Consider the following 22,712-nt stretch of genomic DNA (forward strand, 5'->3'; position numbering starts at 1 on the left):
ATAGGTCAGTTCGGTCGCGAGACCGGCATCGGCAGCGCCGAGCCGGGCGCGGTCGATGCGCGTCGGCAGCAGCAGGTTGGCGTAGGCGTCGTCCTCGCGCACCGCGCGGAGCACGTCGTAGGCGACATCGCGCGCGGCGGCGCCGGTGCTCACGGCATCCTCGTCCGGGTCGTCCGGGTCGTCCGGGTCATTCGGCGACCAGGTCGTCGGACTGCACGCCGCGCCACCAATCGGCGGCAGGCATGGGCTTCTTCCCGGCCGGCTGCACGATGAGCAGCTCGAGCGGATGCGTGGCGGTGCCGAGGTAGACGCGCCCGCCGCGCGCGCCGAACCGCCCGGGTGCGAGCCGCTCGGCGCCGACGGCGAGGCGGGCGGTTCGGATCGTGAAGCGCCCGCCGCCGACGGTGGTGAATGCGCCCGGCTCGGGCGTGACGCCGCGCAGCCGCGCGTACCCGCGGCGGCCGTCGTCGGCCCAGTCCAGCCGCGCATCGTCGGGGGAGAGCTTGTCGGCGTACACCGGCTCGCCGACCTGAGGTGCGGCCACCGCGGTGCCGTCCGCGAGCGCGTCGGCGACGCGCACGAGCTGGGCGGCCCCGCTGACCGCCAGCGCGGCGAGCACATCGCCCGCGGTCTCGTCGGGTCCGATCGCGCGGCGCTCCTCGTCGAAGACCGGACCGGCGTCGAGCTCCTCGACGAGCTGGAACACGCTCGAGCCGGTCTCGGCGTCGTCCGCCATCACCGCGCGCTGCACCGGGGCGGCGCCCCGCCAGCGCGGCAACAGCGAGAAGTGGAGGTTGATCCAGCCGAGTCGGGTGGCCTCGAGCATCGGTCGTCGCAGCAGGCCACCGTAGGCGACGACGACGCCGAGATCGGCACTCAGCGCGCGGACGGCCTCGGCTTCGGCATCCCGCAATCGGTTCGCCTTGACGATCGGAAGACCGAGGGATTCCGCAGCCGCCGCCACCGGCGACGGGGTGAGCACCCGCTTGCGCCCCAGCGGGGCATCCTCGCGGGTGATGACGGCGACGACCTCGTGGCGCGAGTCGACCAGCGCGTCGAGGGCCGGAACGGCGACGGCCGGCGTGCCGGCGAACACGATTCGCAAAGGTGCTTCGGTCATAGGGCAGGTCTCAGAGGGCGTCCGGGTCGTCGAACTTCACTCTGAGTGTAGGCGCCGGGCGGGTGCGGCCGGCCGGGCGGCGCCCGGCCTGCGCCGAGCGCACGACCGCGCCGCGCAGCGCGGTCGCGACCTCGGCGCCGTGCGCGTAGTCGAAGCGCACGATGGCGCGCTCGACGGCCTCGCCGCCGGGGTGCGTCGCGGCGTGCGGTTCCGGCCCGAGGACATCGCGGATCGGCGCCTCCTTCGCGGCGGCGACCGCGGCGCGGACCTGGTCGGGGCGGCCGGTGATCGTCGCGAGGCGCACCGCCGGGGGGAATCCCAGCTGGCGGCGGTCGGCGAGCTGTGCCGCCGCCCAGGTGTCCTGACGCCACAGCACGAGGGACTGCGCGAGCGCTCCGGCGACCTCGACGAGCACGACGGGCGCGCCAGGCGCCGCGAAGGCGGCGGCGTTCGACCACCAGCGCAGGCAGTCGTCGCCGACGTGGAGGGATTCCTTGTGCAGGGTCCGCTGCCCGTCGAGCAGGAGCACCGCGGCGTATCCGCCCGCGGCGATCGGCTCGGCGGCCCGGGTCGCGACGACCAGGGCAGGCTCGGCTCCGACGTGCGTGAGCGGCCGCTCGCCGTCGGAGACGACGATCCTGACCTTCGGGAACGCCCGGCCGAGGTCGGCCGCGGTGCGCTGCGAGCCCTGCCCCTCAGGGTCATCGCCCGGGCGCGCCACCTGGACCAGCACCGGGCCCGTCGCGAGGGCTTCGCGCGCGAGCTTCCACGCCGACGAAGGGATGCGCGTCGGCCGCTCGCCGTGCTGCAGCCCGGTCGGCACGACCTTGGGGGTCACGGCGGGGCTCGGGGAGACATCCTGCAGCCATCCGAGTTCGACGAGGCGCTGCGCCTCGACGCTGCGGGTGTGCGCGGCGAGGACGAGCGCGCCACCCTGCTGCTCCTGGCGCATCAGCGCGACGTCGCGGGCATGCGCGTACGGGGCCAGCGGCTCGGTGAAGAGCGGGTCGCCGTCATCGAAGAGCGCGATCAGACCGAGGCGCGCGGCCGGCGCGTACACGGCGGAGCGCGGGCCGACGACGATACGGGGCGTCTCGCCGAGACACGACAGGAAGGCCTGGTAGCGAGCCGGATTCGGCTGGCGCGCGTCGAGCGCGGCGAGCGAGTCGCCGGCGCCCAGGGCCGTGAGGGCTGCGACGAGCTGCTCCTGGTCGCGGTAGTCGGCGACGGCGAGGATGGCGCTCTTCCCGGCATCCCGCACGCGCACCGCCGCCTGCGCGAGCGTCACCGCCCAGTGCCCGACCCACTGGCCGGGCGCGACCTCGACGAGCCGCGGGATCGCGCGCAGCGCGACCCGCTCGCCGCCATCGATCGCAGTCGCGAGCCCGGCGCTGTACCCCTCGAGATCCCCTGAATCGACCCTTCCGGGCGCGGGAGAGGTCGATTCAGGGGATCTCGGCGCAGCGGGGTGAGGGTGAGCGGCGAGCCAGGCCTTCTCGACGCGCACCGCGCGCGGCGGGATCGCGAGCCGCAGCACGTCGTTCGCGCTGCCGGCCTGCCGGTCCGCGACGCGCCGCGCCAGCGTCCACACCTCGCTCTGCAGCACCCGGGCCGGCGACACGACCGATTCCAGCGCCGCCAGCGGACCGGCGAACGAGGCGGACTCCCCGATCTCGACGAGCAGCCCCGCCGCGAGCCGCCCCGCCGAGCGCAGCGGCACCGTGACGCGCACGCCGGGCACCGCGGCATCCTCCAACGACGCGGGGATCAGGTAGTCGAAGAGCCGATCGAGTTGGGGCAGCGGCGAATCCACCAGCACCCGCGCGACCCGCGCCACCCCGGAGCCTTCCAGAATCCCAGAGCCCCAGAGCCTCAGAGCCCTGCGGCCTCGCGCAGCGCATCGACGCGGTCGAGGCGCTCCCAGGTGAACTCGGGAAGCTCGCGGCCGAAGTGGCCGTAGACCGAGGTCTTTGCGTAGATCGGGCGCAGCAGGTCGAGATCGCGGATGATCGCCGCAGGCCTGAGGTCGAACACCGACCGGATGGCGTCGATGATGCGCTCGTCGCTCACCGTGCCGGTTCCGAAGGTCTCGACGTAGAGCCCGACCGGGTGCGCCGACCCGATCGCGTACGCGACCTGCACCTCGAGGCGGTCGGCGAGACCGGCCGCCACGGCGTTCTTGGCGACCCACCGCATGGCGTACGCCGCCGAGCGGTCGACCTTCGACGGGTCCTTGCCCGAGAACGCGCCGCCGCCGTGACGGGCGGCTCCGCCATAGGTGTCGACGATGATCTTGCGGCCGGTGAGGCCGGCGTCGCCGTGGGGGCCGCCGATCTCGAACTTGCCGGTGGGGTTGATGAGCAGGCTGACGTTCGACGCGTCGAGGTCGACGGTCTCGAGCACCGGCCTGATGACGACCTCCGACACCGCCGAGCGCAACGCGTCGAGCGAAATCGCGGGCGAGTGCTGCGTCGAGAGCACGACCGTCTCGACGGTCTTCGGGGCGAAGCCCTCGTAGCCGATCGTGACCTGCGTCTTGCCATCCGGGCGCAGGAAGTCGAGTTCCCCGCTGCGGCGCACCGCTGCCAGACGCTCGGCCAGCCGGTGCGACAGCCAGATCGGCAGCGGCATGAGCTCGCGGGTCTCGGTCGTGGCGAAGCCGAACATGATGCCCTGATCGCCGGCGCCCTGGCGGTCGAGCGCGTCGACGCTGTCGCCCTCGCGCGTCTCGTAGGCGTCGTCGACGCCCTGCGCGATGTCGGGCGACTGCGAGCCGATCGAGATCGACACCCCGCAGGAGCGGCCATCGAACCAGACGTCCGAGGAGGTGTAGCCGATCTCGGTGATCGTGTCGCGCACGATCTGCGGGATCTCGACGTAGCCGTCGGTCGTCACCTCGCCGGCGACGTGCACCTGACCGGTCGTGACCAGGGTCTCGACGGCGACGCGCGCGTGGGGGTCCACGGTGAGGAGCGCATCGAGGATGGCATCCGACACCTGATCGCAGATCTTGTCGGGATGCCCCTCGGTCACCGACTCGGAGGTGAAAAGACGCAGTTCAGTCATAGCTGTCCCTGGGAAATCGGGCCATCCACGTCTGGTTCGCGGCCGGCGGGTGCTCGCGGGGCGATCAGGCGGTGCCCAGCGTCGCATCGAGGATACGATCGGCCACCGACAGCTTGCTGCCCGAGGCCTCGATCACTATATCTCCGGCCCGGTCCAGCACCATCACGGTGTTGTCATCCGAGGCAATGCCCTCATGCCAGCCGACGGCGTTGACGACGAGGAAGTCGCATCCCTTGCGGGCGATCTTCGCCCGCCCGAGCGCGAGCAGCGCCTCGCGGTCGGGTTCGGTCTCGGCGGCGAAGCCGACCACGATCCGCCCGGGCGCCTTCGCGGCGGCCAGCTCGGCCAGGACGTCCGGATTTGCGACGAGCGCGAGATTCAGGCGGTCGCCGTGGCGATCCTTCTTGATCTTGCGCTCGGCCACCTCCGTGGGGCGGTAGTCGGCGACCGCGGCGGCCATGATCACCGCATCGGCGTCCTCGGCGTGGCGGGTCACGGCCTCGCGCAGCTGAGCGGTCGTCTCGACGCGCACCACCTCGACGCCGGAGGGGAACGGGACGCCGTCGTCGACATGGGCCGCGATCAGGGTCACCGTCGCGCCGCGCATAGCGGCGGCCCGCGCGAGGGCGACGCCCTGCTTGCCGCTGGAGCGGTTGCCGAGGAACCGCACGGGGTCGAGCGGCTCCCGCGTGCCGCCGGCGGAGACCACCACGCGCCGCCCAGCGAGGTCGGCGCGGCGGACGGCGGCCAGGGCCGCCTCCGCGATCTCGTCGGGCTCGGCCATCCGGCCCGGGCCCGAGTCGGTCCCGGTCAGCGGCCCGGACGCGGGCCCGACGAGGATTGCACCCCGTGCTCTCAGCAACGAGGCGTTCGCCTGCGTCGCCGGGTTCTGCCACATCCCGGTGTGCATCGCAGGGGCGACGACGAGCGGGGCGGAGCTGGCGAGCACGGTGTTCCCCAGGAGATCGTCGGCGAGGCCGTGCGCCAGCCTGGCGATCGTGTTGGCGGTGGCCGGCGCTATGACGATGAGGTCGGCGGCCTGGCCGAGGGCGACGTGCCGCACCTGGGCGACGCCGTCGTAGAGACCGGGCTCGACCGGGTTGCGGCTGATCGCCTCCCAGGTGGGAGTGCCGACGAAGCGCAGCGCCGCCTCCGTCGGGATGACGTGGACGTCATGGCCGGCGAGCACGAGCGTGCGCACCAGCGAGACCGCCTTGTACGCGGCGATGCCGCCTGTCACGCCGACGACGATCGTCAGCCGGCGCGGCGAGGCGGCGCGCTCGGCCACTATTCGACGACGGGCTTGAGTTCGAGCTTGTCTTCGTTGATCTCGCGGAGCGCGACGGACAGCGGCTTGTCGTCGACGGAGGAGTCGACGAGCGGGCCCACGTTGTCGAAGAGGCTGCCCTCGTGGAGGTCGGCGTAGTAGTCGTTGATCTGGCGGGCACGCTTCGAGGCGAAGATCACGAGGGCGTACTTCGACTCCACCTTGGCCAGCAGGTCGTCGATGGGCGGGTCGATGATGCCCTTGTTGGTGTTGATCGCCATGGAGATTGCTCCTTCAGAAGTCTTCGGCCGCTCTCAGCGGGCATCCATCAAGTCTACGACCTGCTGGGCGGCCTCCCCCACGTCGCGGTTCACGACGACGTGGTCGAACTCGCCCTCGGCGGCGAGCTCCACCTTGGCGGTCTCGAGCCGGCGCCCCTGCTCGACGGGGTCCTCCGTGCCGCGCTTCGTCAGCCGGCGTACGAGCTCGTCCCAGCTCGGGGGGGCGAGGAACACCAGGAGCGCGCCCGGCATCGCACGGCGCACCGAGCGGGCGCCCTGCAGGTCGATCTCGAGCAGCACGCTGCGCCCCGCGGCGAGGGCGTCCTCGACGGGCTTCCGGGGGGTGCCGTACCGGTGGGCGCCGTGGACGGTGGCCCACTCGAGCAGCTCGCCGTCGCGGATCATCCGGTCGAACTCGGCATCGGAGACGAAGTAGTAGTCGACGCCGTCGACCTCCCCCGGCCGCGGCTCGCGGGTCGTCGCCGAGACCGAGAGCAGCACGTCGGGGTGATTGCGGCGGATGTAGCCGGCGACGGTGCCCTTGCCGACGGCGGTGGGACCGGCGAGCACGACGAGCCGGCTGCGGCGGATGCCGAGTCGCGCCGCGCGCCGCGCATCGCGGGCTTCCAGGAAGGCGCGCAGCCGGACCGCCTGGACGGCGCCGAGTCCGCCGACGCGCTTGCGCCACGAGATGCCCAACTCGTCGAGGGCCTGGTCCGCCTTGGTCTGGCCCATCGCGGGCAGGCTGAGGAGGAAGTCGGTCACCCGCAGCGAACCGGCCGGGCTGCCGGGGTCGCCGAGTGCGGCGTCGACCAGCTGACGAGGGTCGAGCCGGCCGGCCTTGAGCGCGCTCTTGAGCGCCGCACGGGCGCGGCGCATCTCGACCGCCCGGCGCGATGCGGCGGCGCGGTCGACCTCGGGGGGACGCCGGTCAGCCAAGGGCGGCCCGGATCTCGGCGGCGCGCTCGGCGACGGCGGCGCCAATGCCCTGGGGGCCGGCGGCGAGGATGCTCCGCGACTCGCTCACGATGGCGAACCGGGCGAGTGATCCGTAGATCGCGGCGGCATCGGCGAGCCGTGCGCCCTGGTGGCCGAATCCCGGAGCGAGCACGGGCACCTTCGGGAAGAAGGCCTGCCCGGTGTCGATGCCGAAATCGGCGAGGTCGAGCGTGGCGCCGAGCACGACGCCTATCGGACCGATCGTCGCCCCGTCGACCGTGGCGTTGAAGGCGCTCACCTCATCGATGATGGCACGCGCGACCGTGCGCCCGTCAGCGAGTTTCGCCTGCTGGATGGCCGCCGCCTCGAGGTTCGACGTCGCCGCGAGCACGAACGCGCCCTTGCCCGAGTCGGCGGCGAGCTGCAGCACGTCGGCGATCGAGCCGACGCCCTGGAAGGCCGAGATCGTCATCGCGTCCGCCTCGAGCGGCGAACCCGGTGTCAGCCACGCCTCGCCGTAGGCGCCGACCGAGGTGCCGACGTCGCCGCGCTTGACGTCGGCGATGACGATGAGGCCGGCGGAGCGCGCCGCGGTGAGCACGGCCTCGAGAGCGGCGTAGCCCGCGGATCCGTGGCGCTCGAAGAACGCGACCTGCGGCTTGACGATGCCGGCGCTCTCGGCGGCGGCGTCGACGACGCGCAGTCCGAATTCTCGGGCTCCCGCCGCGGAATCCGGAAGCCCCCAGTCGGCGAGGAGGAAGGCGTGCGGGTCGATGCCGACGCAGAGCGGGCCGTAGGCGAGGATGGCGCTTTCGAGCACGTCGCCGAAGTCGAGGCTCATCGGCGCGCCGCCCGTTCGCGGTCGTACTCCTGCAGCGACTTGACCTCGAAGCCGGCGCGGACCGCGTCGATCGACGCGACCGCGGCGGAAAGCTCGGAGATCGTCGTGAAGAGGGGCGTATCGGCCCCGACGGCCGCGGCGCGGATCTCGTAGCCGTCGGCCCGTGCCGCGCTGCCGGTCGGCGTGTTGATGACCATCGCCACCTCGCCGCGGTTCAACAGGTCGATGACCGACTCGCCGCTTCCCGACTTCGCGGTCTCGCTGTACTTGGCGACGACGTCGGCGCGGATTCCATTGCGTGCGAGCACCTCGGCGGTGCCCTCGGTCGCGACGATCCGGTAGCCGAGCTCGGTGAGGCGCAGCACCGGCAGCACGATCGAGCGCTTATCGCGATCGGCGACGGAGACGAACACCGTGCCGCTCGCCGGGATGCCGCCGTACGCGGCCGCCTGGCTCTTGGCGAAGGCGCGCGGGAAGTCGCGGTCGATGCCCATGACCTCGCCGGTGGAGCGCATCTCGGGCCCGAGCAGCGAGTCGACGATGCGGCCGTCGCGGGTACGGAACCGCTTGAAGGGCAGCACGGCCTCCTTGACCGCGACTGGCGCGTCGAGCGGGACGATCGAGCCGTCCTGCTCGGGCAGAAGGCCCTCGGCGATGAGCGAGGCGATGGACTCGCCGACCATGACGCGGGAGGCGGCCTTCGCCAGTGGAATCCCGAGCGCCTTCGAGACGAACGGCACGGTGCGCGAAGCCCGGGGGTTGGCCTCAAGGACGTAGAGCACGCCCGCACCGATCGCGAATTGCACGTTGATGAGGCCGCGCACCCCGATGCCCTCGGCGATCCTGAGGGCGGCGTCGCAGACGAGCGCGATCTGGCTGCGGCCGAGCGTCACCGGTGGCAGGGTGCAGCTCGAGTCGCCGGAATGCACTCCGGCCTCCTCGATGTGTTCCATGACGCCGCCGATGTAGAGCCGCTCGCCGTCGTACAGCGCGTCGACGTCGATCTCGGTCGCGTCGTCGAGGAAACGGTCGATGAGCAGCGGCCGCCCGGCGCCGACGATGTCCTGTCCGGCGATGCGCGAGAAGTAGTCGGCGAGCTGCACGGCGTCGAACACGATCTCCATGCCGCGCCCGCCGAGCACGTAGCTCGGGCGCACCAGCACCGGGTAGCCGATGCCGGCCGCGACGGCGACGGCACCGTCGAGGTCGATCGCGGTGCCGCCTCGGGGTGCGAGCAGTCCGGCGTTCTCGAGGATTCCGGCGAAGAGCCCGCGCTCCTCGGCGAGGTCGATCGCCGCGGGGCTCGTGCCGAGTACGGGCACGCCTGCGGCTTCGAGGCCTTTCGCGAGCCCGAGCGCGGTCTGGCCGCCGAGCTGCACGACGACCCCGACGAGCTCGCCGGAGAGCGATTCGGCGTGGATGACCTCGAGGACGTCCTCGAGGGTGAGCGGCTCGAAGTAGAGGCGGTCGCTGGTGTCGTAGTCGGTGGAGACGGTCTCGGGGTTGCAGTTGATCATGATCGTCTCGAATCCGGCGTCGTGCAGCGCGAACGAGGCATGCACGCAGGAGTAGTCGAACTCGACGCCCTGGCCGATGCGGTTCGGGCCGGAGCCGATGATGACGACCTTGCGGCTCGCGCTCGGCACGACCTCGGTCTCGAGGTCGTAGCTCGAGTAGTGGTACGGCGTCAGCGCCGGGAACTCGCCCGCACAGGTGTCGACGGTCTTGTAGATCGGGCGCACGCCGAATCGGTGGCGGATGGCCCGCACCTCCGCCTCACCGAGACCGCGCAGCTCGGCGATCTGCACGTCGGAGAAGCCGTACTCCTTGGCGTACGTCAGCGCCGGCGCGTCGAGGTCGTCCGCGGCGGCGAGGTCGGCGGCGACCTCGTTGATGAGGACGATCTGGTCGATGAACCAGGGGTCGATCTTGGTCGCCTCGAAGACCTGGTCGATCGTGGCTCCTTTGCGCAGCGCCTGCTGCACGGCGACGATGCGGCCGTCGGTCGGGATCCGGATGACGTCGAGCAGCTCGTCGAGGGTGCGCTCCTCTTCGGCCCAGTGGAAGGACGAGCCGCGCTTCTCGAGCGACCGCAGCGCCTTCTGCAAAGCGGTGGCGTAGTTGCGGCCGATCGCCATCGCCTCGCCGACCGACTTCATGGTCGTCGTCAGCGTCGGGTCGGCGGCGGGGAACTTCTCGAACGCGAAGCGCGGCACCTTGACGACGACGTAGTCGAGGGTCGGCTCGAAGCTTGCGGGCGTCACCTTGGTGATGTCGTTGGGGATCTCGTCGAGCCGGTAGCCGATGGCCAGCTTCGCGGCGATCTTCGCGATGGGGAATCCGGTCGCCTTCGAGGCGAGCGCGGAGGAGCGCGACACGCGCGGGTTCATCTCGATGACGATGACCCGGCCGTTCGCCGGGTCCACGGCGAACTGGATGTTGCAGCCGCCGGTGTCGACGCCGACGGCGCGGATGATGCGGATGCCGATGTCGCGCAGCCGCTGGTACTCGCGATCGGTGAGGGTGAGCGCGGGCGCGACGGTGATGGAGTCGCCGGTGTGGACGCCGACCGGATCGACGTTCTCGATGGAGCAGACGACGACCGTGTTGTCGGCCTGGTCCCGCATGAGCTCGAGCTCGTACTCCTTCCAGCCGAGGATGGATTCCTCGAGCAGCACCTCGTGCGTGCGGCTGGACTGCAGGCCCTCGCCGGCGATCCGCACCAGGTCCGCCTCGGTGTGCGCGAAGCCGGAACCCAGGCCGCCCATGGTGAACGAGGGCCGCACGACGAGGGGGTAGCCGAGTTCCTTCGCGCACTCCTTCGCCTCGTCGAGGGTGTGCGCGATGAAGGAGCGCGCCACCTCGGCGCCGGCGGCGATGACGAGTTCCTTGAACACCTGACGGTCCTCGCCGCGGCGGATCGCCTCGACCTTCGCGCCGATGAGCTCGACGCCGTACTTCTCGAACACGCCGCGCTCGTGCAGCGCCATCGCGGCGTTGAGCGCGGTCTGGCCGCCCAAGGTGGGCAGCACCGCGTCGGGTCGCTCCTTCGCGATGATCGTCTCGATGACCTCGGGGTTGATCGGCTCGACGTAGGTCGCGTCGGCGAAGTCCGGGTCGGTCATGATCGTCGCCGGGTTGGAGTTGACGAGGATGACCCGCACCCCCTCCTCGCGCAGCACGCGGCAGGCCTGCGTGCCCGAGTAGTCGAACTCGACCGCCTGGCCGATGACGATCGGACCGGAGCCGATGACGAGGACGGAGTTGATGTCGGGGCGCTTGGGCATCAGGCGGAGGCCTTCGTGGCGAGGTCGGCTGCGACGAGGTCGCGGAAGCGGTCGAAGAGGTAATTGGCGTCGTGGGGCCCGGCGGCGGCCTCGGGGTGGTACTGCACCGAGAACGCGGGGATGTCGAGCGCGCTGAGGCCCTCCACCACGTCGTCGTTGAGGTCGATGTGGCTCACCTCGAGCCGGCCGTACCCGTTGGGGCTGTCGAAGACGCCCGCCAGCGGCGCCTCGACCGCGAAGCCGTGGTTGTGCGCGGTGATCTCGACGCGGCCCGTCGCGCGGTCGAGCACCGGCCGGTTGATGCCGCGGTGGCCGAACTTGAGCTTGTACGTGCCGAGGCCGAGCGCGCGCCCGAGCAGCTGGTTGCCGAAGCAGATGCCGAAGAACGGCAGACGGGCGTCGAGCACGCCCCGCAGCACGGCGACCTGGTCGTCGGAGGCCGCAGGGTCGCCGGGGCCGTTGGAGTAGAAGACCGCGACCGGGTTCACGGCGAGGATCTGCGCGAGGGAGGAATCCTGCGGCAGCACATGCACGTCGAAGCCGCGCGCGGCGAGGTTGTCGATGGTGGACTGCTTCACGCCGAGGTCGAGCACGGCGAGGTTTCCCAGCGTCGGCGCGCTCGTCGCCGGGGTGACCTGCTCGCTCGCCACCGACACCTCGTCGGAGAGGTTGAGGCCGGCCATCCGGTGGGCGCTGCGGACGATGGCGAGTTGGTCGCCCTCGCTCAGCGCGGCGTCCGGCCCGGAGAAGATGCCGGCGCGCAGGGCGCCGCCGTCGCGCAGTTTGCGGGTGATGGCGCGGGTGTCGATGCCCGCGATTCCGACGACCCCGGAGGAGACGAGAGCGTCGTCGAGCGAGCGCGTCGCGCGGAAGTTCGAGACGATGCGGCTGGGGTCGCGCACGACGTAGCCGGCGACCCAGATGCGGCGCGACTCCGAGTCCTCATCGTTGACACCGGTGTTGCCGATGTGCGGGGCGGTCTGGAGGACGATCTGACCGGCGTAGCTCGGGTCGGTCAGGGTCTCCTGGTACCCGGTCATGCCGGTGGTGAAGACGAGCTCGCCGAGCGTGCGGCCCTCGGCGCCGTAGGCGCGGCCTTCGTAGCGGGTGCCGTCCTCGAGGACGAGCACAGCGGGTGCGGGGATGGGCATTCAGACCTCGCTCTGGGGAGTGCTGGTGGTGGTGCTCGGTGCGGCGGTGTAGCTCGCGAGCGCGCGGAACACCGGCTCCGGGTCGGTGCCGATGACGCGCAGGTAGGAGTCGACGATGGTGCCGTCGATGATCCAGGAGACCCTGATGAGTCCGTTCTTCTCGACGACCTTGTCGATCGTCACGGTCGCGGGTGCGACGTCGGTGATGGCGGATGCCGCGATGAACACGGCCCGCTCCCCCGGGATGCTGAGCTCTGCACCCGCTTCGTAGGCGATGAGCTGGGCGCGGGCGCGGAACCCGAGGCCGCGGATCGCGAGGCGTTCGAGCGGCTTGCCGTGCTCGGTCGTCGCGACGTAGAACAGGGGCGCCGAGACGAGCTCCGCGCCAGGGTGGTCGGGCGCCGAGGTCGGCGGGATGAGATGAGCGGAGCGCTTCTGCCGCGATCGCCAGCCCCACCACATCCCGAAGAAAACGAGCAGCAGGATGGCGATGACGATGAGCGTCGGCCAGGTCTTATCCACGGGCGGCCTCCTCCGGGCTGATGACGGATGCGTCTTTGACGGTGGCGAACCCGTCACGGAAAGTCCACACCACGCGGCCGGGCAGGTCGACACCGAGGTACGGCGAGTTGACGCTCTTGCCGTGCAGGTCGGCGGTGCCGAAGACGCGGGACGCGCTCGGGTCGTAGAGCGTGACGTTGGCCGGTGACCCGACCGCGAGCGGGCGGTCGTACCCGGCGAGCGAGCCGATCGCAGCCGGCGCGCTCGACATCACCCGGGCCACGTCGGCCCAGCCGAGGCGGCCGTCGGCCACCACCGCCGCGTGGACGACCGAGAGCGCCGACTCGAGGCCGACCATGCCGTTGGCGGCGGCGTCCCACTCGACGTCCTTCGCCTCGACCGGGTGCGGCGCATGATCGGTGGCGACGATGTCGATGGTGCCGTCGGCGAGGGCCTCGCGGAGGGCTGCGACGTCCTCGGCGGTGCGCAGCGGCGGGTTGACCTTGTAGCGGGCGTCGTAGCCGCGTGCGAGCTCCTCAGTGAGGAACAGGTGGTGCGGGGTGACCTCGGCGGTGACGCGGATGCCGCGCGCCTTGGCCCAGCGCACGACGTCGACCGAACCCGCGGTGGAGAGGTGGCAGACGTGCAGGCGGCTGCCCACGTGCTCGGCGAGGAGCACGTCGCGGGCGATGATCGCCTCCTCCGCGACAGCGGGCCAGCCGGCGAGCCCCAGCTCGGCCGAGAGCGCGCCCTCGTTCAGCTGCGCGCCGACGGTGAGGCGCGGCTCCTGAGCGTGCTGGGCGATGACCCCGCCGAACGCCTTGACGTACTCGAGGGCGCGGCGCATGAGCAGCGGATCGCTCACGCACTGCCCATCGTCGGAGAAGACCCTCACGCGAGCGCGGCTCGACGCCATCGCGCCGAGCTCGGCGAGCTGCTCGCCCCTGAGGCCGGCCGTGACCGCGCCGACGGGTCGCACGGTCGCATACCCGGCCGCCTCGCCGAGCGTGAGCACCTGCTCGACGACGCCCGCAGTGTCGGCGACGGGGCTGGTGTTAGCCATCGCGAACACGGCGGTGTAGCCGCCGGATGCCGCAGCCCGGGTGCCCGTGAGCACGGTCTCGCTCTGCTCGAAGCCCGGCTCGCGCAGGTGGGTGTGGAGGTCGACGAGTCCGGGCAGGGCGACGAGGCCCGCGGCATCCACCACGGTCGCGTCGGCCCGGGAGAGGCCGGAGCCGCGCTCGGCGATGAACCCGTTCTCGAGCAGCAGATCGGCGGTCGTGCCGTCGGGCAGCGTCGCGCCCTTCACCAGGGTCGTCGTCACCGGTCGTTCTCCTCGGTCTGGCCCGCGAGCAGCAGGTAGAGGGCGGCCATCCGCACCGAGACGCCGTTCGCGACCTGCTCGCGCACGGTCGACTGCACCGAGTCGGCGGCGGCGGCCGAGATCTCGAGGCCGCGGTTCATGGGCCCGGGGTGCATGACGAGCGTCTTCTCGTCCAGGCGCGCGAGGCGCTCGTCGTCGAGGCCCCAGGTGCGGGCGTACTCGCGCACGCTGGGGAAGAACGCGTCGCGCATCCGCTCGCCCTGGATACGGAGCATCATGATCACGTCCGGATCGGCGGCGATCGCGTCGTCGAGGTCGTAGCCGATCTCGACCGGCCAGGCGCTGGCGTCGACGGGCAGCAGGGTGGGCGGTGCGATCCAGGTCACCGTCGCACCGAGGGTGGTGAGCAGCCAGGCGTTCGAGCGCGCGACGCGCGAGTGCAGGACGTCGCCGACGATCGTGACCGTGACGCCGTCGAGCGCTGCGCCCCGGCTGCCCGCGCCGTGAAGGCGGCGGCGCATGGTGAAGGCGTCGAGCAGCGCCTGCGTGGGGTGCTCGTGCGTGCCGTCGCCCGCGTTGATGACTCCGGCGCTGATCCAGCCGCTCGTGGCGAGCGTGAACGGGGCGCCGGATGCCGGGTGGCGGATCACGACGGCATCCGCTCCCATCGCCTGCAGCGTCTGGGCCGTGTCCTTGAGGCTCTCGCCTTTGCTGACGCTCGAGCCCGTGGCGCTGAAGTTGATGACGTCGGCGCTGAGGCGCTTGGCCGCGGCCTCGAACGAGATGCGGGTGCGGGTGGAATCCTCGAAGAACAGGTTGACGACCGTCTTGCCGCGCAGTGTCGGCAGCTTCTTGACCTCGCGGCTCTGCACGCCGGACATGTCCTCGGCGATGTCGAGCAGCTCGACAGCGGCCGCGCGCGTGAAGTCCTTGGCGCTGAGCAGGTGCTTCATGCGGTGGACTCCCGGGCGCTCTCGATAGCGAGATATTCGTCGCCGTCCGTCTCGACGAGGTGCAGGGTGATGCGCTCGTCGAGGGCGCTGGGCAGATTCTTGCCCACGAAGTCGGCCCGGATGGGCAGCTCGCGGTGGCCGCGGTCGACGAGCGCGGCGAGGCGCACGACGCGGGGACGGCCGATGTCGTTGATGGCGTCGAGGGCGGCGCGGATGGTGCGCCCGGTGAAGAGCACATCGTCGACGAGGACGACCGTCGTCCCGTCAAGGGATGCCGGAACGCTCGTCGCCGCCGGCGTGCGGGTGCGCGTGCGAGCCAGGTCGTCGCGGTACATCGTGACGTCGAGGCTGCCGGCGAAGACGTCGGCGCCCGGTTCGATGTGCGCAATCTCGCGGCTCAGGCGTTGGGCGAGCACGACGCCGCGCGTGGGGATGCCGAGAAGGACGAGGTTCGCGCTGCCGCGGTTGGACTCGAGGATCTCGTGAGCGATCCGAGTCAACGCCCGGGCTATATCGGTCTGCTGAAGCACGATGCGCGCGTTCACCCGCCGACTCCCTTCTCCGCCTCGCAGGACGGTCTTAAAGAGTGCCTTCGGTCCATGGTAACCCACCGGTACTGCTCGAGGCGCAGGGCTGCGGCGCGCCCGGCGGGGACGGGCGCACGACAGCTCAGACGCGGTGGCCTCCGGGGATCGCGGGGTGACGCGACTCGCTCCGCAAGGCGGCGACGTGATCGCCGCCGGACGCGACTGTTTCTGGGAGCCGACTGCGGCGCGCCCGGCGGGGACGGGCGCGCAGATCGACTCAGACCCCGCTGACCTGCGCGATCTTCGCGAGCAATCCGTTGACGAATCCCGGCGAGTCCTCGGTCGAGAGCTCGGTTGCGGACTCGACGGCCTCGCTGATGGCGACACCGGTGGGCACCTCGGGGTTGAAGAGGATCTCCCAGACGCCGATGCGGATGATGGCGCGATCGACGAGCGGCATGCGCGCGAGCGACCAGCCCTGCGCGTAGGTCTCGATGGCCTCGTCGATCTCGGCCCGGTGGTCGATGACGCCGTCGACGATCTCGCGGGCGTAGAGCCAGGATGCCTCCCGGGATGGCTCGTTCGCGGCGCGCGCGGCCTCAGCGGCCAGCGCGTCGGGGAGGCTCTGCTGGCGCAGGTCGGCGGCGTAGAGGATGTCGAGGGCGCGCTTGCGGGCCTTGGAGCGGGCCGACACTAGTCGTTCACGCGGCCGAGGTAGTCGCCCGTGCGGGTGTCGACCTTGACCTTGGTACCCGTCTCGAGGAAGAGAGGCACTTGCAGTTCGTAGCCGGTCTCGAGAGTCGCAGGCTTGGTGCCGGCGCTCGAGCGGTCGCCTTGCAGGCCCGGCTCGGTGTAGGTGACCTCGAGCACGACCGAGGCGGGCAGCTCGACATAGAGCGGGTTGCCGTTGTTGAGCGCGATCTGGACGTTCTGGTTCTCGAGCATGAAATTGGCCGCGTCGCCGACCACGGATGCCGGAAGGGTGATCTGGTCGTAGTCGGCGGTGTCCATGAAGACGAACGACTCGCCGTCGCTGTAGAGGTACTGGAAGTCGCGGCGGTCGACGGTCTCGATCTCGAGCTTGGTGCCGGCGTTGTAGGTGCGGTCGACGACCTTGCCGGTCATGATGTTCTTCGCCTTGGTGCGCACGAACGCGCCGCCCTTGCCGGGCTTGACGTGCTGGAACTCGATGATCTGCCAGAGCTGGCCATCGATGTTGAGGACGACGCCGTTTTTGATGTCAGAAGTGTCAGCCATGGAAGGACCTCGTATGTGGTTGGGGAAGCTGCGACGGCCGAAAGGCCGCCGGACAGTCTACCAAGCGGCGTCAGGGCACCCGGCTCGGCGCAACGTCGGACGTGCACCGCGCCGACGGGGTGGTCCGGTCGGCGCGGCCCTGATCCGACGTCACACGCGCAGCAGCTGGGCGAGGGCGAGCCGGTAGGAGTCGAAGCCGAAGCCCGCGATGACGCCCGTCGCGACGCCCGTGATGACGCTGGTGTGCCGGAACTCGTCGCGTGCGTGGGGGTTCGAGATGTGCACCTCGATGACCGGCACGCCGGCGCCGGTGACGTGCGCGACCGCGTCGTGGATGGCGAAGGAGTAGTGTGTCCACGCCCCGGCGTTGAGGATGACGGGATTCCCTGCGGCGGCGGCCTCGTGCAGCCATCCGATGAGGGCGCCCTCGTCGTCGGTCTGCCTGAGGTCGATTTCGGCGCGGCCCGCGGCATCCGCGGCCAGCAGCGTTCCAAGTTCCGCGAGCGTCTGCGTCCCGTAGATCGACGGCTCGCGGGTGCCGAGGCTGCCGAGATTGGGCCCGTTGAGGACGAGGATGGTCGTGGTCACGGAGCCACCCTAGCCGCGGTCTACGTTGCCGCTGGATACCGACGGGGGTGTCCGGACGGGCGCTTTCGTATCTGGCGGCAACGTACGGCGCGGAACCTACGAGCCGACTTCCTGGTAGGCGGCGAAGAGCAGGCTCTCGTCGGGTGCCTGCATGACGGCGGGTTTGGCGATGTCGTCGAGGACGATGAAGCGCAGCATCGCGCCGCGCGCCTTCTTGTCGCGGTGCATCGTCGCGAGCAGGGTCTGCCAGCGCCCCAGCGGGTAGGTCACCGGCAGTGCGAGGGATTCCAGCACGGCGCGGTGCCGGTCGACGGCGGCGTCCGGCAGGCGGCCTGCAAGCCGCGACAGCTCGGCCGCGAACACCATGCCGACGGAGATCGCCGCGCCGTGCCGCCACTGATAGCGCTCGGCGTGCTCGATGGCGTGGCCGAGGGTGTGGCCGTAGTTGAGGATCTCGCGCAGCCCGTGCTCCTTGAAATCGGTGCCGACGATGCGCGCCTTGATGCCGATCGAGAGTTCGACGAGCCGGCGGAACTCCGCCGAGGCCGGATCGGTGGCGGTGTCCACGGATGCCTCGATGATCCGCAGGATCTCGGGATCGGCGATGAATCCGTACTTCGCGACCTCGCCGAAGCCGGCGAGGATCTCGTTGCGGCCGAGGCTCTGCACGGTGTCGAGATCGACGACGACGGCCGCGGGCGCGTGGAACGCGCCGACGAGGTTCTTGCCCTCGTTCGTGTTGATGCCGGTCTTGCCGCCGACCGCGGCGTCGACCATGCCGAGCACCGTCGTGGGCACGTTGACGAGCCTCACCCCGCGCAGCCAGGTGGCGGCGACGAATCCGGCAAGGTCGGTGACGGCTCCGCCGCCGAAGCCGATGACGGCGTCGGTGCGGGTGAAGTCGGCCTGCCCCATGATCTGCCAGCAGAACGCGGCGACCTCGACCCGCTTGGCGGCCTCGGCGTCGGGGACTTCGGCGAGCAGCACCTCGTAGCCGGTCAGTGAGTCGCGCAGCTCAGCGGCGGCGGCGGCGAGCGTCGGGGGGTGCACGACGAGCACCTTGGCGACACCGGCTCCCAGTGCGGAGGCGAGGTGCAGGCGGAGCCCGTAGCCGATCGTGATCGCGTACGGGTCGACGCCGGCGACGTCGATCGTGGTGATGTCGCTGGTATCGCTCACTCGGAGAACTCCCGGGATTGGTGGAGCCAGTCGAGGATCTGCTCGGCGACGTCGTCCATGGTCTTGGACGAGGTGTCGATGCGGATGTCGGCGAGGCGCTCGTAGATCGGCCGGCGCGCCTCGACGAGCGCCGCCCACTGTTCGACGGAGCCGGCGAGCGGGCGCTTGCCGTTCGCGAGGCGCCGCTCCACGGCTTCCGCGGTCGTGTCGAGCATGACGACGACGTGCGGGCGCAGATCTGCCTGCGTCGCCGGGTCGAGCACGGCGCCGCCGCCAAGGCTCACCACGCCATCCGCCTTCAGCGCGTCGACGACCGCAGCGCGCTCAAGTTGCCGGAAGTACGGCTCGCCGTGCTCGGAGAAGATCTGCGGGATGGCGCCGTGAGCGGTCTGGATGACCTTGTCGGTGTCGATGAGCGGCAGGGCGAGGGCGCGGGCGAGCCGCCTGCCCACCCGCGACTTGCCCGACGCCGGCGGGCCGATGAGGACGATCGCCACGTCAGGCCTTCGCGTGGGAGTCTGCTGTCGCGCCGGCGGTGCGCAGGTTCGCGGGGATGGCCGTGAGGTAGGCGTTCAGGTTGCGCCTGGTCTCGGCGAGCGAGTCGCCGCCGAACTTTTCGAGCACGGCCTCCGCGAGGACGAGGGCGACCATCGCCTCGGCGACGACGCCCGCGGCGGGCACGGCCGAGACGTCGGAGCGCTGATGGTGCGCGGGGGCGGCCTCGCCGGTCGCGACGTCGACGGAGCGCAGCGCGTGAGGAACGGTCGCGATGGGCTTCATGCCCGCGCGCACCCGCAGGAGGGTACCGGTGGACATGCCGCCCTCGGTGCCGCCGGCGCGGTCGCTGGTGCGCTCGATGAGGCCGTCCTCGAGGACGAACTCGTCGTGTGCTGCGGAGCCGCGGCGGCGCGTCGTCTCGAACCCGTCGCCGATCTCGACGCCCTTGATGGCCGGGATGCTCATGAGCGCCTGCGCGAGCCGGCCGTCGAGCTTGCGGTCCCACTGCACATGCGAGCCGAGCCCGGCGGGCACGCCGTAGGCGAGCACCTCGACGACGCCGCCGAGCGTGTCGCCGTCCTGGTGGGCGGCGTCGACCTCGGCGACCATGAGCGCGCTCGTCGCCGGGTCGAGGCAGCGCAGCGGGTCGGCATCGAGGTCATCGAGGTCGGAGGGCAGGGGCAGCGGCGCGGAGTCCGGCACCCGCACCGGGCCGATGGAGAGGGTGTGCGAAACGGTGAGGATGCCGAGTTCGGCGAGGAGGCGCTTCGCGATGGCTCCGAGGGCGACGCGCGCGGCCGTCTCTCGCGCGCTCGCGCGCTCGAGCACTGGCCGGGCGTCGTCGAAGCCGTACTTCTGCATGCCGACGAGGTCGGCGTGGCCCGGGCGCGGCCGGGTCAGCAGCGCCCCGCGACCGGACTCGAGCACGCTCGGATCGACGGGCTCGGCGCTCATCACGTCGGTCCACTTCGGCCATTCGGTGTTGCCGATGCGGAGCGCGACGGGCGAGCCCATGGTGAGGCCGTGGCGGATTCCGCCCGAGATCGTCAGCTCGTCCAGTTCGAACTTCATGCGCGCGCCGCGGCCATAGCCGAGCTTCCGGCGCTGCAGATCGGCCTGGATATGCTCGGGTCGCACCGGGATTCCGGCAGGCAGACCCTCGATCACGGCGAGCAACTCGGGGCCGTGCGACTCCCCCGCAGTAAGCCACCTCAGCATGCGCAGAAGTCTACCGGCCGGGGCTGTTCCCACCGCCGCGCCGGTCGCCGCGCGCGCATTCGGCGTACCCGTCGCCGAATCGCCATGGCTGGGCGGGGGGGCGTGCGTCACGGTGCCGATCCGGCAGCGCTTTTCATGGCGGAAAGCACCTCGTCCTCGTGCTCGAGCGCGGTGAACGGGTCGCCGCCCACGAAGATCCGCACCTGCAGCAGCGCCTGGTGCAGCAGCAGGGGAAGCCCCGAGACGACCGTGCCGCCGGATGCCTCCCACACGGAAGCGCGCGTCGTCGGCCACGGGTCGTAGGCCACGTCGAAGAGCGGCACCCGGCTCATGAACTCGCCGTCGAACGCGATCGGTGCCTCGACCGAACCGGGCAGCACGCTCATGACGAGCTGGGTGTCGGCGTCCGAGCGCGGCGCGTCGAACGCGGCGACTCTGACGACCACCCCGACGGCGTCGCCGAGAGCGACGAGCCTCGCCGCGCGCGAGGGCTCCCGCACCGACACGAGAGCGCTTTCCGCTCCCAGTTCGGCGGCGGCGACGATCGCGGAGGCCGCGGTCGCTCCGCCACCGAGCAGGTGCACGTGCCGCACGGATCCGACGCCCGCCTCGTGCAGTGCTCGGACCATCCCGCCGACGTCGGTGTTGTAGCCGGAGAGCGAGCGCACGCCATCCGTCCAGTCGAAGCGCACGGTGTTCGCCCCGCCGGTCAGCGAGGCGACGCGGTCGACCGAGTCGAGCATCGGCAGCACCACCTGCTTGAGCGGCATCGTGAGCGAGAGGCCGCGCCAGGACTCGTCCCGCGCATCGACATACGCCGGCAGTTCGGCGGCCGTGACATCCGCACTGCCGTACGCCCACGGCAGGCCGAGCGCCGCGTAGGCCGCCTGGTGCAGCGCAGGCGACTTGGAGTGCGCGATCGGCGAGCCGAGGACCGCGAGCTGGATGATGCTCACCGGGTCACTGGCAGTACGAGGCGTTGGCGGGGTCGGCGCACCAGGCACGGAGCTGCGCCGCGGCGGCGTCGTGCTCGGCCTGCGTCCGCGAGAACACGGTCTCGCCCGTCTTGAGGTTGACGACGGAGAAGAACATCCAGGTGCCGGCCGCGGGGTGCAGTACCGCCTTGATCGCGGCGTCGCCCGGATTGCCGATGGGGCCGATGGGCAGGCCGAGATGCCGGTAGGTGTTGTACGGATTCGAGGCGTCGGCGCGTTCGGCGTTCGTGGTCCACACCGTGTTGGTGTGGCCGGTGCCGTAGGCGACCGTCGCGTCGGATTCCAACGGCCAGCCGTTCGCGATGCGGTTGAGGAACACACGGGCGATCTTCGGCGGGTCGGCCGGGTTGGGGCCGGATTCCTTCTGCACGATGCTCGCGAGGACGATGGTGTTCCACACCGCGGCCGGCGCCACGCCATCCGCCGTCAGCGACTGCTTCGCCCGCTTCACGAGCGTCGAGATCACCTCCGCCGCGGTAGTACCGGGGTCGAACTCGTAGGTGGCCGGGAAGAGGAAGCCCTCGAGGGTCTTCGCCTGCGCGGGCAGTCCGAACGATTGCGGGCTGGTCTTCGCCGCCTGCTGCAGGTCGGCGAGCGGGATGCCGAGAGCCGTCGACGCCTTCGCGAGGATGGTCTTCTCCGCGGTGCCCTCCGGAATCACGATCTTGACGCCGACCTTGCTCGACGGATCGAGCAGCAGGGCGAGGGCGGCCTGGGAGCTCATCTGCTCGTGCAGCCGATAGACGCCCGGTTGGAACACCGGAGCGGGGCTCTGGGCGAGGAGCAGCGTGTAGAACACGGAGGAGGTCTTGACGACGCCCGCCTGGGCGAGCGTTTCGGCGATGTTCGACCCGATGTCGCCCGACTTGATGGCGATGTCGACGCTTCCCGTGCCCTCGCCGGCGTAGTCCGCGCTGTCGCCGATGTGAAGGACGGCGTCGATCTGAGGCTGGAACTGGGTCCACGCGAACCATCCGCCTCCGCCGAGCATGGCGAGGATGACGAGCGTCACGACGACGGGGGTGGCGATGCTGCGGCGCCGCCTCGGCCGCCGGGGCGGCTCGGGCTGCACATCCCACCCGAGGCCTTGGCCGGGTTCATACGTCACTGGGCGTATCCGTTCGTTCTAGGTCGCGGGTTCGCCGGGAGCGCGGCCGCTGGCGCGCTCGGCGTCGAGGGCGCTCTGCAAGATTACGGTGGCAGCGCTGCGGTCGACCACGGCACGCTGCTGTTTGGCATTCTTCCCGCCCTGCTTCAGCGCGGCCTGTGCGCTCACCGTCGAGAGGCGCTCGTCGACGAGCCTGACCTCGACCGGCACTGCCTCGCCGAGGCGGCGGGCGAAGCCCGCGGCGTCCTCGGTGGACGCGGTGCGGCGGCCCGAGAGCGCGAGCGGCAGCCCCACCACGACCTCGACCGCCTCGTGCTCGGCGACGAGCGCGGCGAGGCGGTCGATGTCCGAGCCGTCCTCGGCGCGCTTCACCGTCTCGAGCGGCGAGGCGAGGAATCCGGAGGGGTCGCTGCGGGCGACGCCGATGCGCACCGTGCCGACGTCGACGCCGATCCGCACGCCGCCGCGCATCAGCCCCGCAGCGCCTCGGCGATGGCGTCGAGCGCGCGCTGCTGCGCCGAGGCGTCGGTGCCGCCGCCCTGGGCGATGTCGTCGCGGCCGCCGCCGCCGCCGCCGAGCACCGCGGACGCGGGGCGGACGAGCACGCCGGCC

Annotated in this window: 23 protein-coding genes and 1 pseudogene; all 24 read right to left on the minus strand. The window is 71.4% G+C overall.

Annotation, left to right across the window (positions count from 1 at the left end; genetic code table 11):
* Positions 1-153: pseudogene (locus M7D61_RS06595) on the minus strand (rRNA small subunit methyltransferase B); the annotation flags it as partial.
* 34 nt (positions 154-187) lie between these two features.
* Positions 188-1,105, minus strand: coding sequence for a methionyl-tRNA formyltransferase (gene fmt, locus M7D61_RS06600; protein WP_298228824.1), 918 nt, complete (start codon positions 1,103-1,105; stop codon positions 188-190).
* A gap of 25 nt (positions 1,106-1,130) precedes the next feature.
* A complete protein-coding gene (locus M7D61_RS06605; RefSeq protein ID WP_298228784.1) occupies positions 1,131-2,957 on the minus strand; it encodes a primosomal protein N' in 1,827 nt (608 codons plus the stop codon).
* 35 nt (positions 2,958-2,992) lie between these two features.
* Entirely contained in the window at positions 2,993-4,186 is a 1,194-nt protein-coding gene (gene metK / locus M7D61_RS06610; RefSeq protein ID WP_298228787.1) for a methionine adenosyltransferase, read from the minus strand.
* A gap of 64 nt (positions 4,187-4,250) precedes the next feature.
* Entirely contained in the window at positions 4,251-5,444 is a 1,194-nt protein-coding gene (gene coaBC / locus M7D61_RS06615; RefSeq protein WP_298228826.1) for a bifunctional phosphopantothenoylcysteine decarboxylase/phosphopantothenate--cysteine ligase CoaBC, read from the minus strand.
* A gap of 29 nt (positions 5,445-5,473) precedes the next feature.
* On the minus strand, positions 5,474-5,734 hold the full coding sequence (rpoZ, locus tag M7D61_RS06620) for a DNA-directed RNA polymerase subunit omega (protein WP_298228789.1): 261 nt from the start codon (positions 5,732-5,734) through the stop codon (positions 5,474-5,476).
* A 33-nt stretch (positions 5,735-5,767) separates the two neighbouring features.
* Positions 5,768-6,673 carry a guanylate kinase gene (gmk, locus tag M7D61_RS06625; protein WP_298228791.1) on the minus strand — a complete coding sequence of 302 codons (906 nt, stop codon included), beginning with the start codon at positions 6,671-6,673 and terminating at the stop codon, positions 5,768-5,770.
* Positions 6,666-7,514, minus strand: a complete 849-nt coding sequence (gene pyrF, locus M7D61_RS06630) for an orotidine-5'-phosphate decarboxylase (RefSeq protein ID WP_298228793.1) — start codon at positions 7,512-7,514, stop codon at positions 6,666-6,668. The genes gmk and pyrF overlap by 8 nt, the downstream gene beginning before the upstream one ends.
* Positions 7,511-10,801, minus strand: a complete 3,291-nt coding sequence (carB, locus tag M7D61_RS06635) for a carbamoyl-phosphate synthase large subunit (RefSeq protein ID WP_298228795.1) — start codon at positions 10,799-10,801, stop codon at positions 7,511-7,513. The genes pyrF and carB overlap by 4 nt, the downstream gene beginning before the upstream one ends.
* Positions 10,801-11,952 (minus strand): glutamine-hydrolyzing carbamoyl-phosphate synthase small subunit, encoded by a 1,152-nt coding sequence (gene carA, locus M7D61_RS06640; protein ID WP_298228797.1) that lies wholly within the window; start codon positions 11,950-11,952, stop codon positions 10,801-10,803. The genes carB and carA overlap by 1 nt, the downstream gene beginning before the upstream one ends.
* Positions 11,953-12,474 carry a hypothetical protein gene (locus M7D61_RS06645; RefSeq protein WP_298228799.1) on the minus strand — a complete coding sequence of 174 codons (522 nt, stop codon included), beginning with the start codon at positions 12,472-12,474 and terminating at the stop codon, positions 11,953-11,955.
* Positions 12,467-13,777 carry a dihydroorotase gene (locus tag M7D61_RS06650; protein ID WP_298228800.1) on the minus strand — a complete coding sequence of 437 codons (1,311 nt, stop codon included), beginning with the start codon at positions 13,775-13,777 and terminating at the stop codon, positions 12,467-12,469. The genes M7D61_RS06645 and M7D61_RS06650 overlap by 8 nt, the downstream gene beginning before the upstream one ends.
* Positions 13,774-14,730: an aspartate carbamoyltransferase catalytic subunit gene (locus M7D61_RS06655; protein ID WP_298228802.1), complete on the minus strand. Its 957-nt coding sequence runs from the start codon at positions 14,728-14,730 to the stop codon at positions 13,774-13,776. The genes M7D61_RS06650 and M7D61_RS06655 overlap by 4 nt, the downstream gene beginning before the upstream one ends.
* Positions 14,727-15,275, minus strand: coding sequence for a bifunctional pyr operon transcriptional regulator/uracil phosphoribosyltransferase PyrR (pyrR, locus tag M7D61_RS06660; RefSeq protein ID WP_298228804.1), 549 nt, complete (start codon positions 15,273-15,275; stop codon positions 14,727-14,729). The genes M7D61_RS06655 and pyrR overlap by 4 nt, the downstream gene beginning before the upstream one ends.
* 259 nt (positions 15,276-15,534) lie before the next feature.
* Entirely contained in the window at positions 15,535-15,951 is a 417-nt protein-coding gene (gene nusB, locus M7D61_RS06665) for a transcription antitermination factor NusB (protein ID WP_298228806.1), read from the minus strand.
* Positions 15,951-16,514: an elongation factor P gene (gene efp, locus M7D61_RS06670; RefSeq protein WP_298228808.1), complete on the minus strand. Its 564-nt coding sequence runs from the start codon at positions 16,512-16,514 to the stop codon at positions 15,951-15,953. Before efp ends, nusB begins: the two co-directional genes overlap by 1 nt.
* A 150-nt stretch (positions 16,515-16,664) precedes the next feature.
* Positions 16,665-17,102 (minus strand): type II 3-dehydroquinate dehydratase, encoded by a 438-nt coding sequence (locus M7D61_RS06675; protein WP_298228810.1) that lies wholly within the window; start codon positions 17,100-17,102, stop codon positions 16,665-16,667.
* Positions 17,103-17,198: 96 nt separating this feature from the next.
* Positions 17,199-18,281 carry a 3-dehydroquinate synthase gene (aroB, locus tag M7D61_RS06680; RefSeq protein WP_298228812.1) on the minus strand — a complete coding sequence of 361 codons (1,083 nt, stop codon included), beginning with the start codon at positions 18,279-18,281 and terminating at the stop codon, positions 17,199-17,201.
* The gene (locus M7D61_RS06685; RefSeq protein ID WP_298228814.1) at positions 18,278-18,778 is read right to left on the minus strand and encodes a shikimate kinase; all 501 of its coding nucleotides are present in this window, start codon (positions 18,776-18,778) and stop codon (positions 18,278-18,280) included. The genes aroB and M7D61_RS06685 overlap by 4 nt, the downstream gene beginning before the upstream one ends.
* Before the next feature lies 1 nt (position 18,779).
* Positions 18,780-19,997, minus strand: a complete 1,218-nt coding sequence (aroC, locus tag M7D61_RS06690) for a chorismate synthase (protein ID WP_298228816.1) — start codon at positions 19,995-19,997, stop codon at positions 18,780-18,782.
* Positions 19,998-20,104: 107 nt separating this feature from the next.
* Complete coding sequence (locus tag M7D61_RS06695; RefSeq protein WP_298228818.1) at positions 20,105-20,953, minus strand: shikimate dehydrogenase; 849 nt, start codon at positions 20,951-20,953, stop codon at positions 20,105-20,107.
* Between the two features lie 4 nt (positions 20,954-20,957).
* Positions 20,958-22,100, minus strand: coding sequence for an endolytic transglycosylase MltG (gene mltG, locus M7D61_RS06700; RefSeq protein WP_298228820.1), 1,143 nt, complete (start codon positions 22,098-22,100; stop codon positions 20,958-20,960).
* 18 nt (positions 22,101-22,118) lie between these two features.
* Positions 22,119-22,571, minus strand: a complete 453-nt coding sequence (gene ruvX, locus M7D61_RS06705) for a Holliday junction resolvase RuvX (RefSeq protein ID WP_298228822.1) — start codon at positions 22,569-22,571, stop codon at positions 22,119-22,121.
* Positions 22,571-22,705 (minus strand): DHHA1 domain-containing protein, encoded by a 135-nt coding sequence (locus M7D61_RS06710; RefSeq protein ID WP_366083846.1) that lies wholly within the window; start codon positions 22,703-22,705, stop codon positions 22,571-22,573. The genes ruvX and M7D61_RS06710 overlap by 1 nt, the downstream gene beginning before the upstream one ends.
* Between the last annotated feature and the right edge of the window lie 7 nt (positions 22,706-22,712).

The sequence above is a fragment of the Gryllotalpicola sp. genome (genome assembly GCF_027352875.1).
Taxonomy (GTDB): domain Bacteria; phylum Actinomycetota; class Actinomycetes; order Actinomycetales; family Microbacteriaceae; genus Gryllotalpicola.

What these genes read in the sequence shown, in the direction of transcription:
- metK (WP_298228787.1), bottom strand. Translation starts at nt 4,186, where the DNA reads ATGACTGAACTGCGTCTTTTCACCTCCGAGTCGGTGACCGAGGGGCAT.
- rpoZ (WP_298228789.1), bottom strand. Translation starts at nt 5,734, where the DNA reads ATGGCGATCAACACCAACAAGGGCATCATCGACCCGCCCATCGACGAC.
- pyrF (WP_298228793.1), bottom strand. Translation starts at nt 7,514, where the DNA reads ATGAGCCTCGACTTCGGCGACGTGCTCGAAAGCGCCATCCTCGCCTAC.
- carB (WP_298228795.1), bottom strand. Translation starts at nt 10,801, where the DNA reads ATGCCCAAGCGCCCCGACATCAACTCCGTCCTCGTCATCGGCTCCGGT.
- carA (WP_298228797.1), bottom strand. Translation starts at nt 11,952, where the DNA reads ATGCCCATCCCCGCACCCGCTGTGCTCGTCCTCGAGGACGGCACCCGC.
- M7D61_RS06655 (WP_298228802.1), bottom strand. Translation starts at nt 14,730, where the DNA reads ATGAAGCACCTGCTCAGCGCCAAGGACTTCACGCGCGCGGCCGCTGTC.
- efp (WP_298228808.1), bottom strand. Translation starts at nt 16,514, where the DNA reads ATGGCTGACACTTCTGACATCAAAAACGGCGTCGTCCTCAACATCGAT.
- aroC (WP_298228816.1), bottom strand. Translation starts at nt 19,997, where the DNA reads ATGCTGAGGTGGCTTACTGCGGGGGAGTCGCACGGCCCCGAGTTGCTC.
- ruvX (WP_298228822.1), bottom strand. Translation starts at nt 22,571, where the DNA reads ATGCGCGGCGGCGTGCGGATCGGCGTCGACGTCGGCACGGTGCGCATC.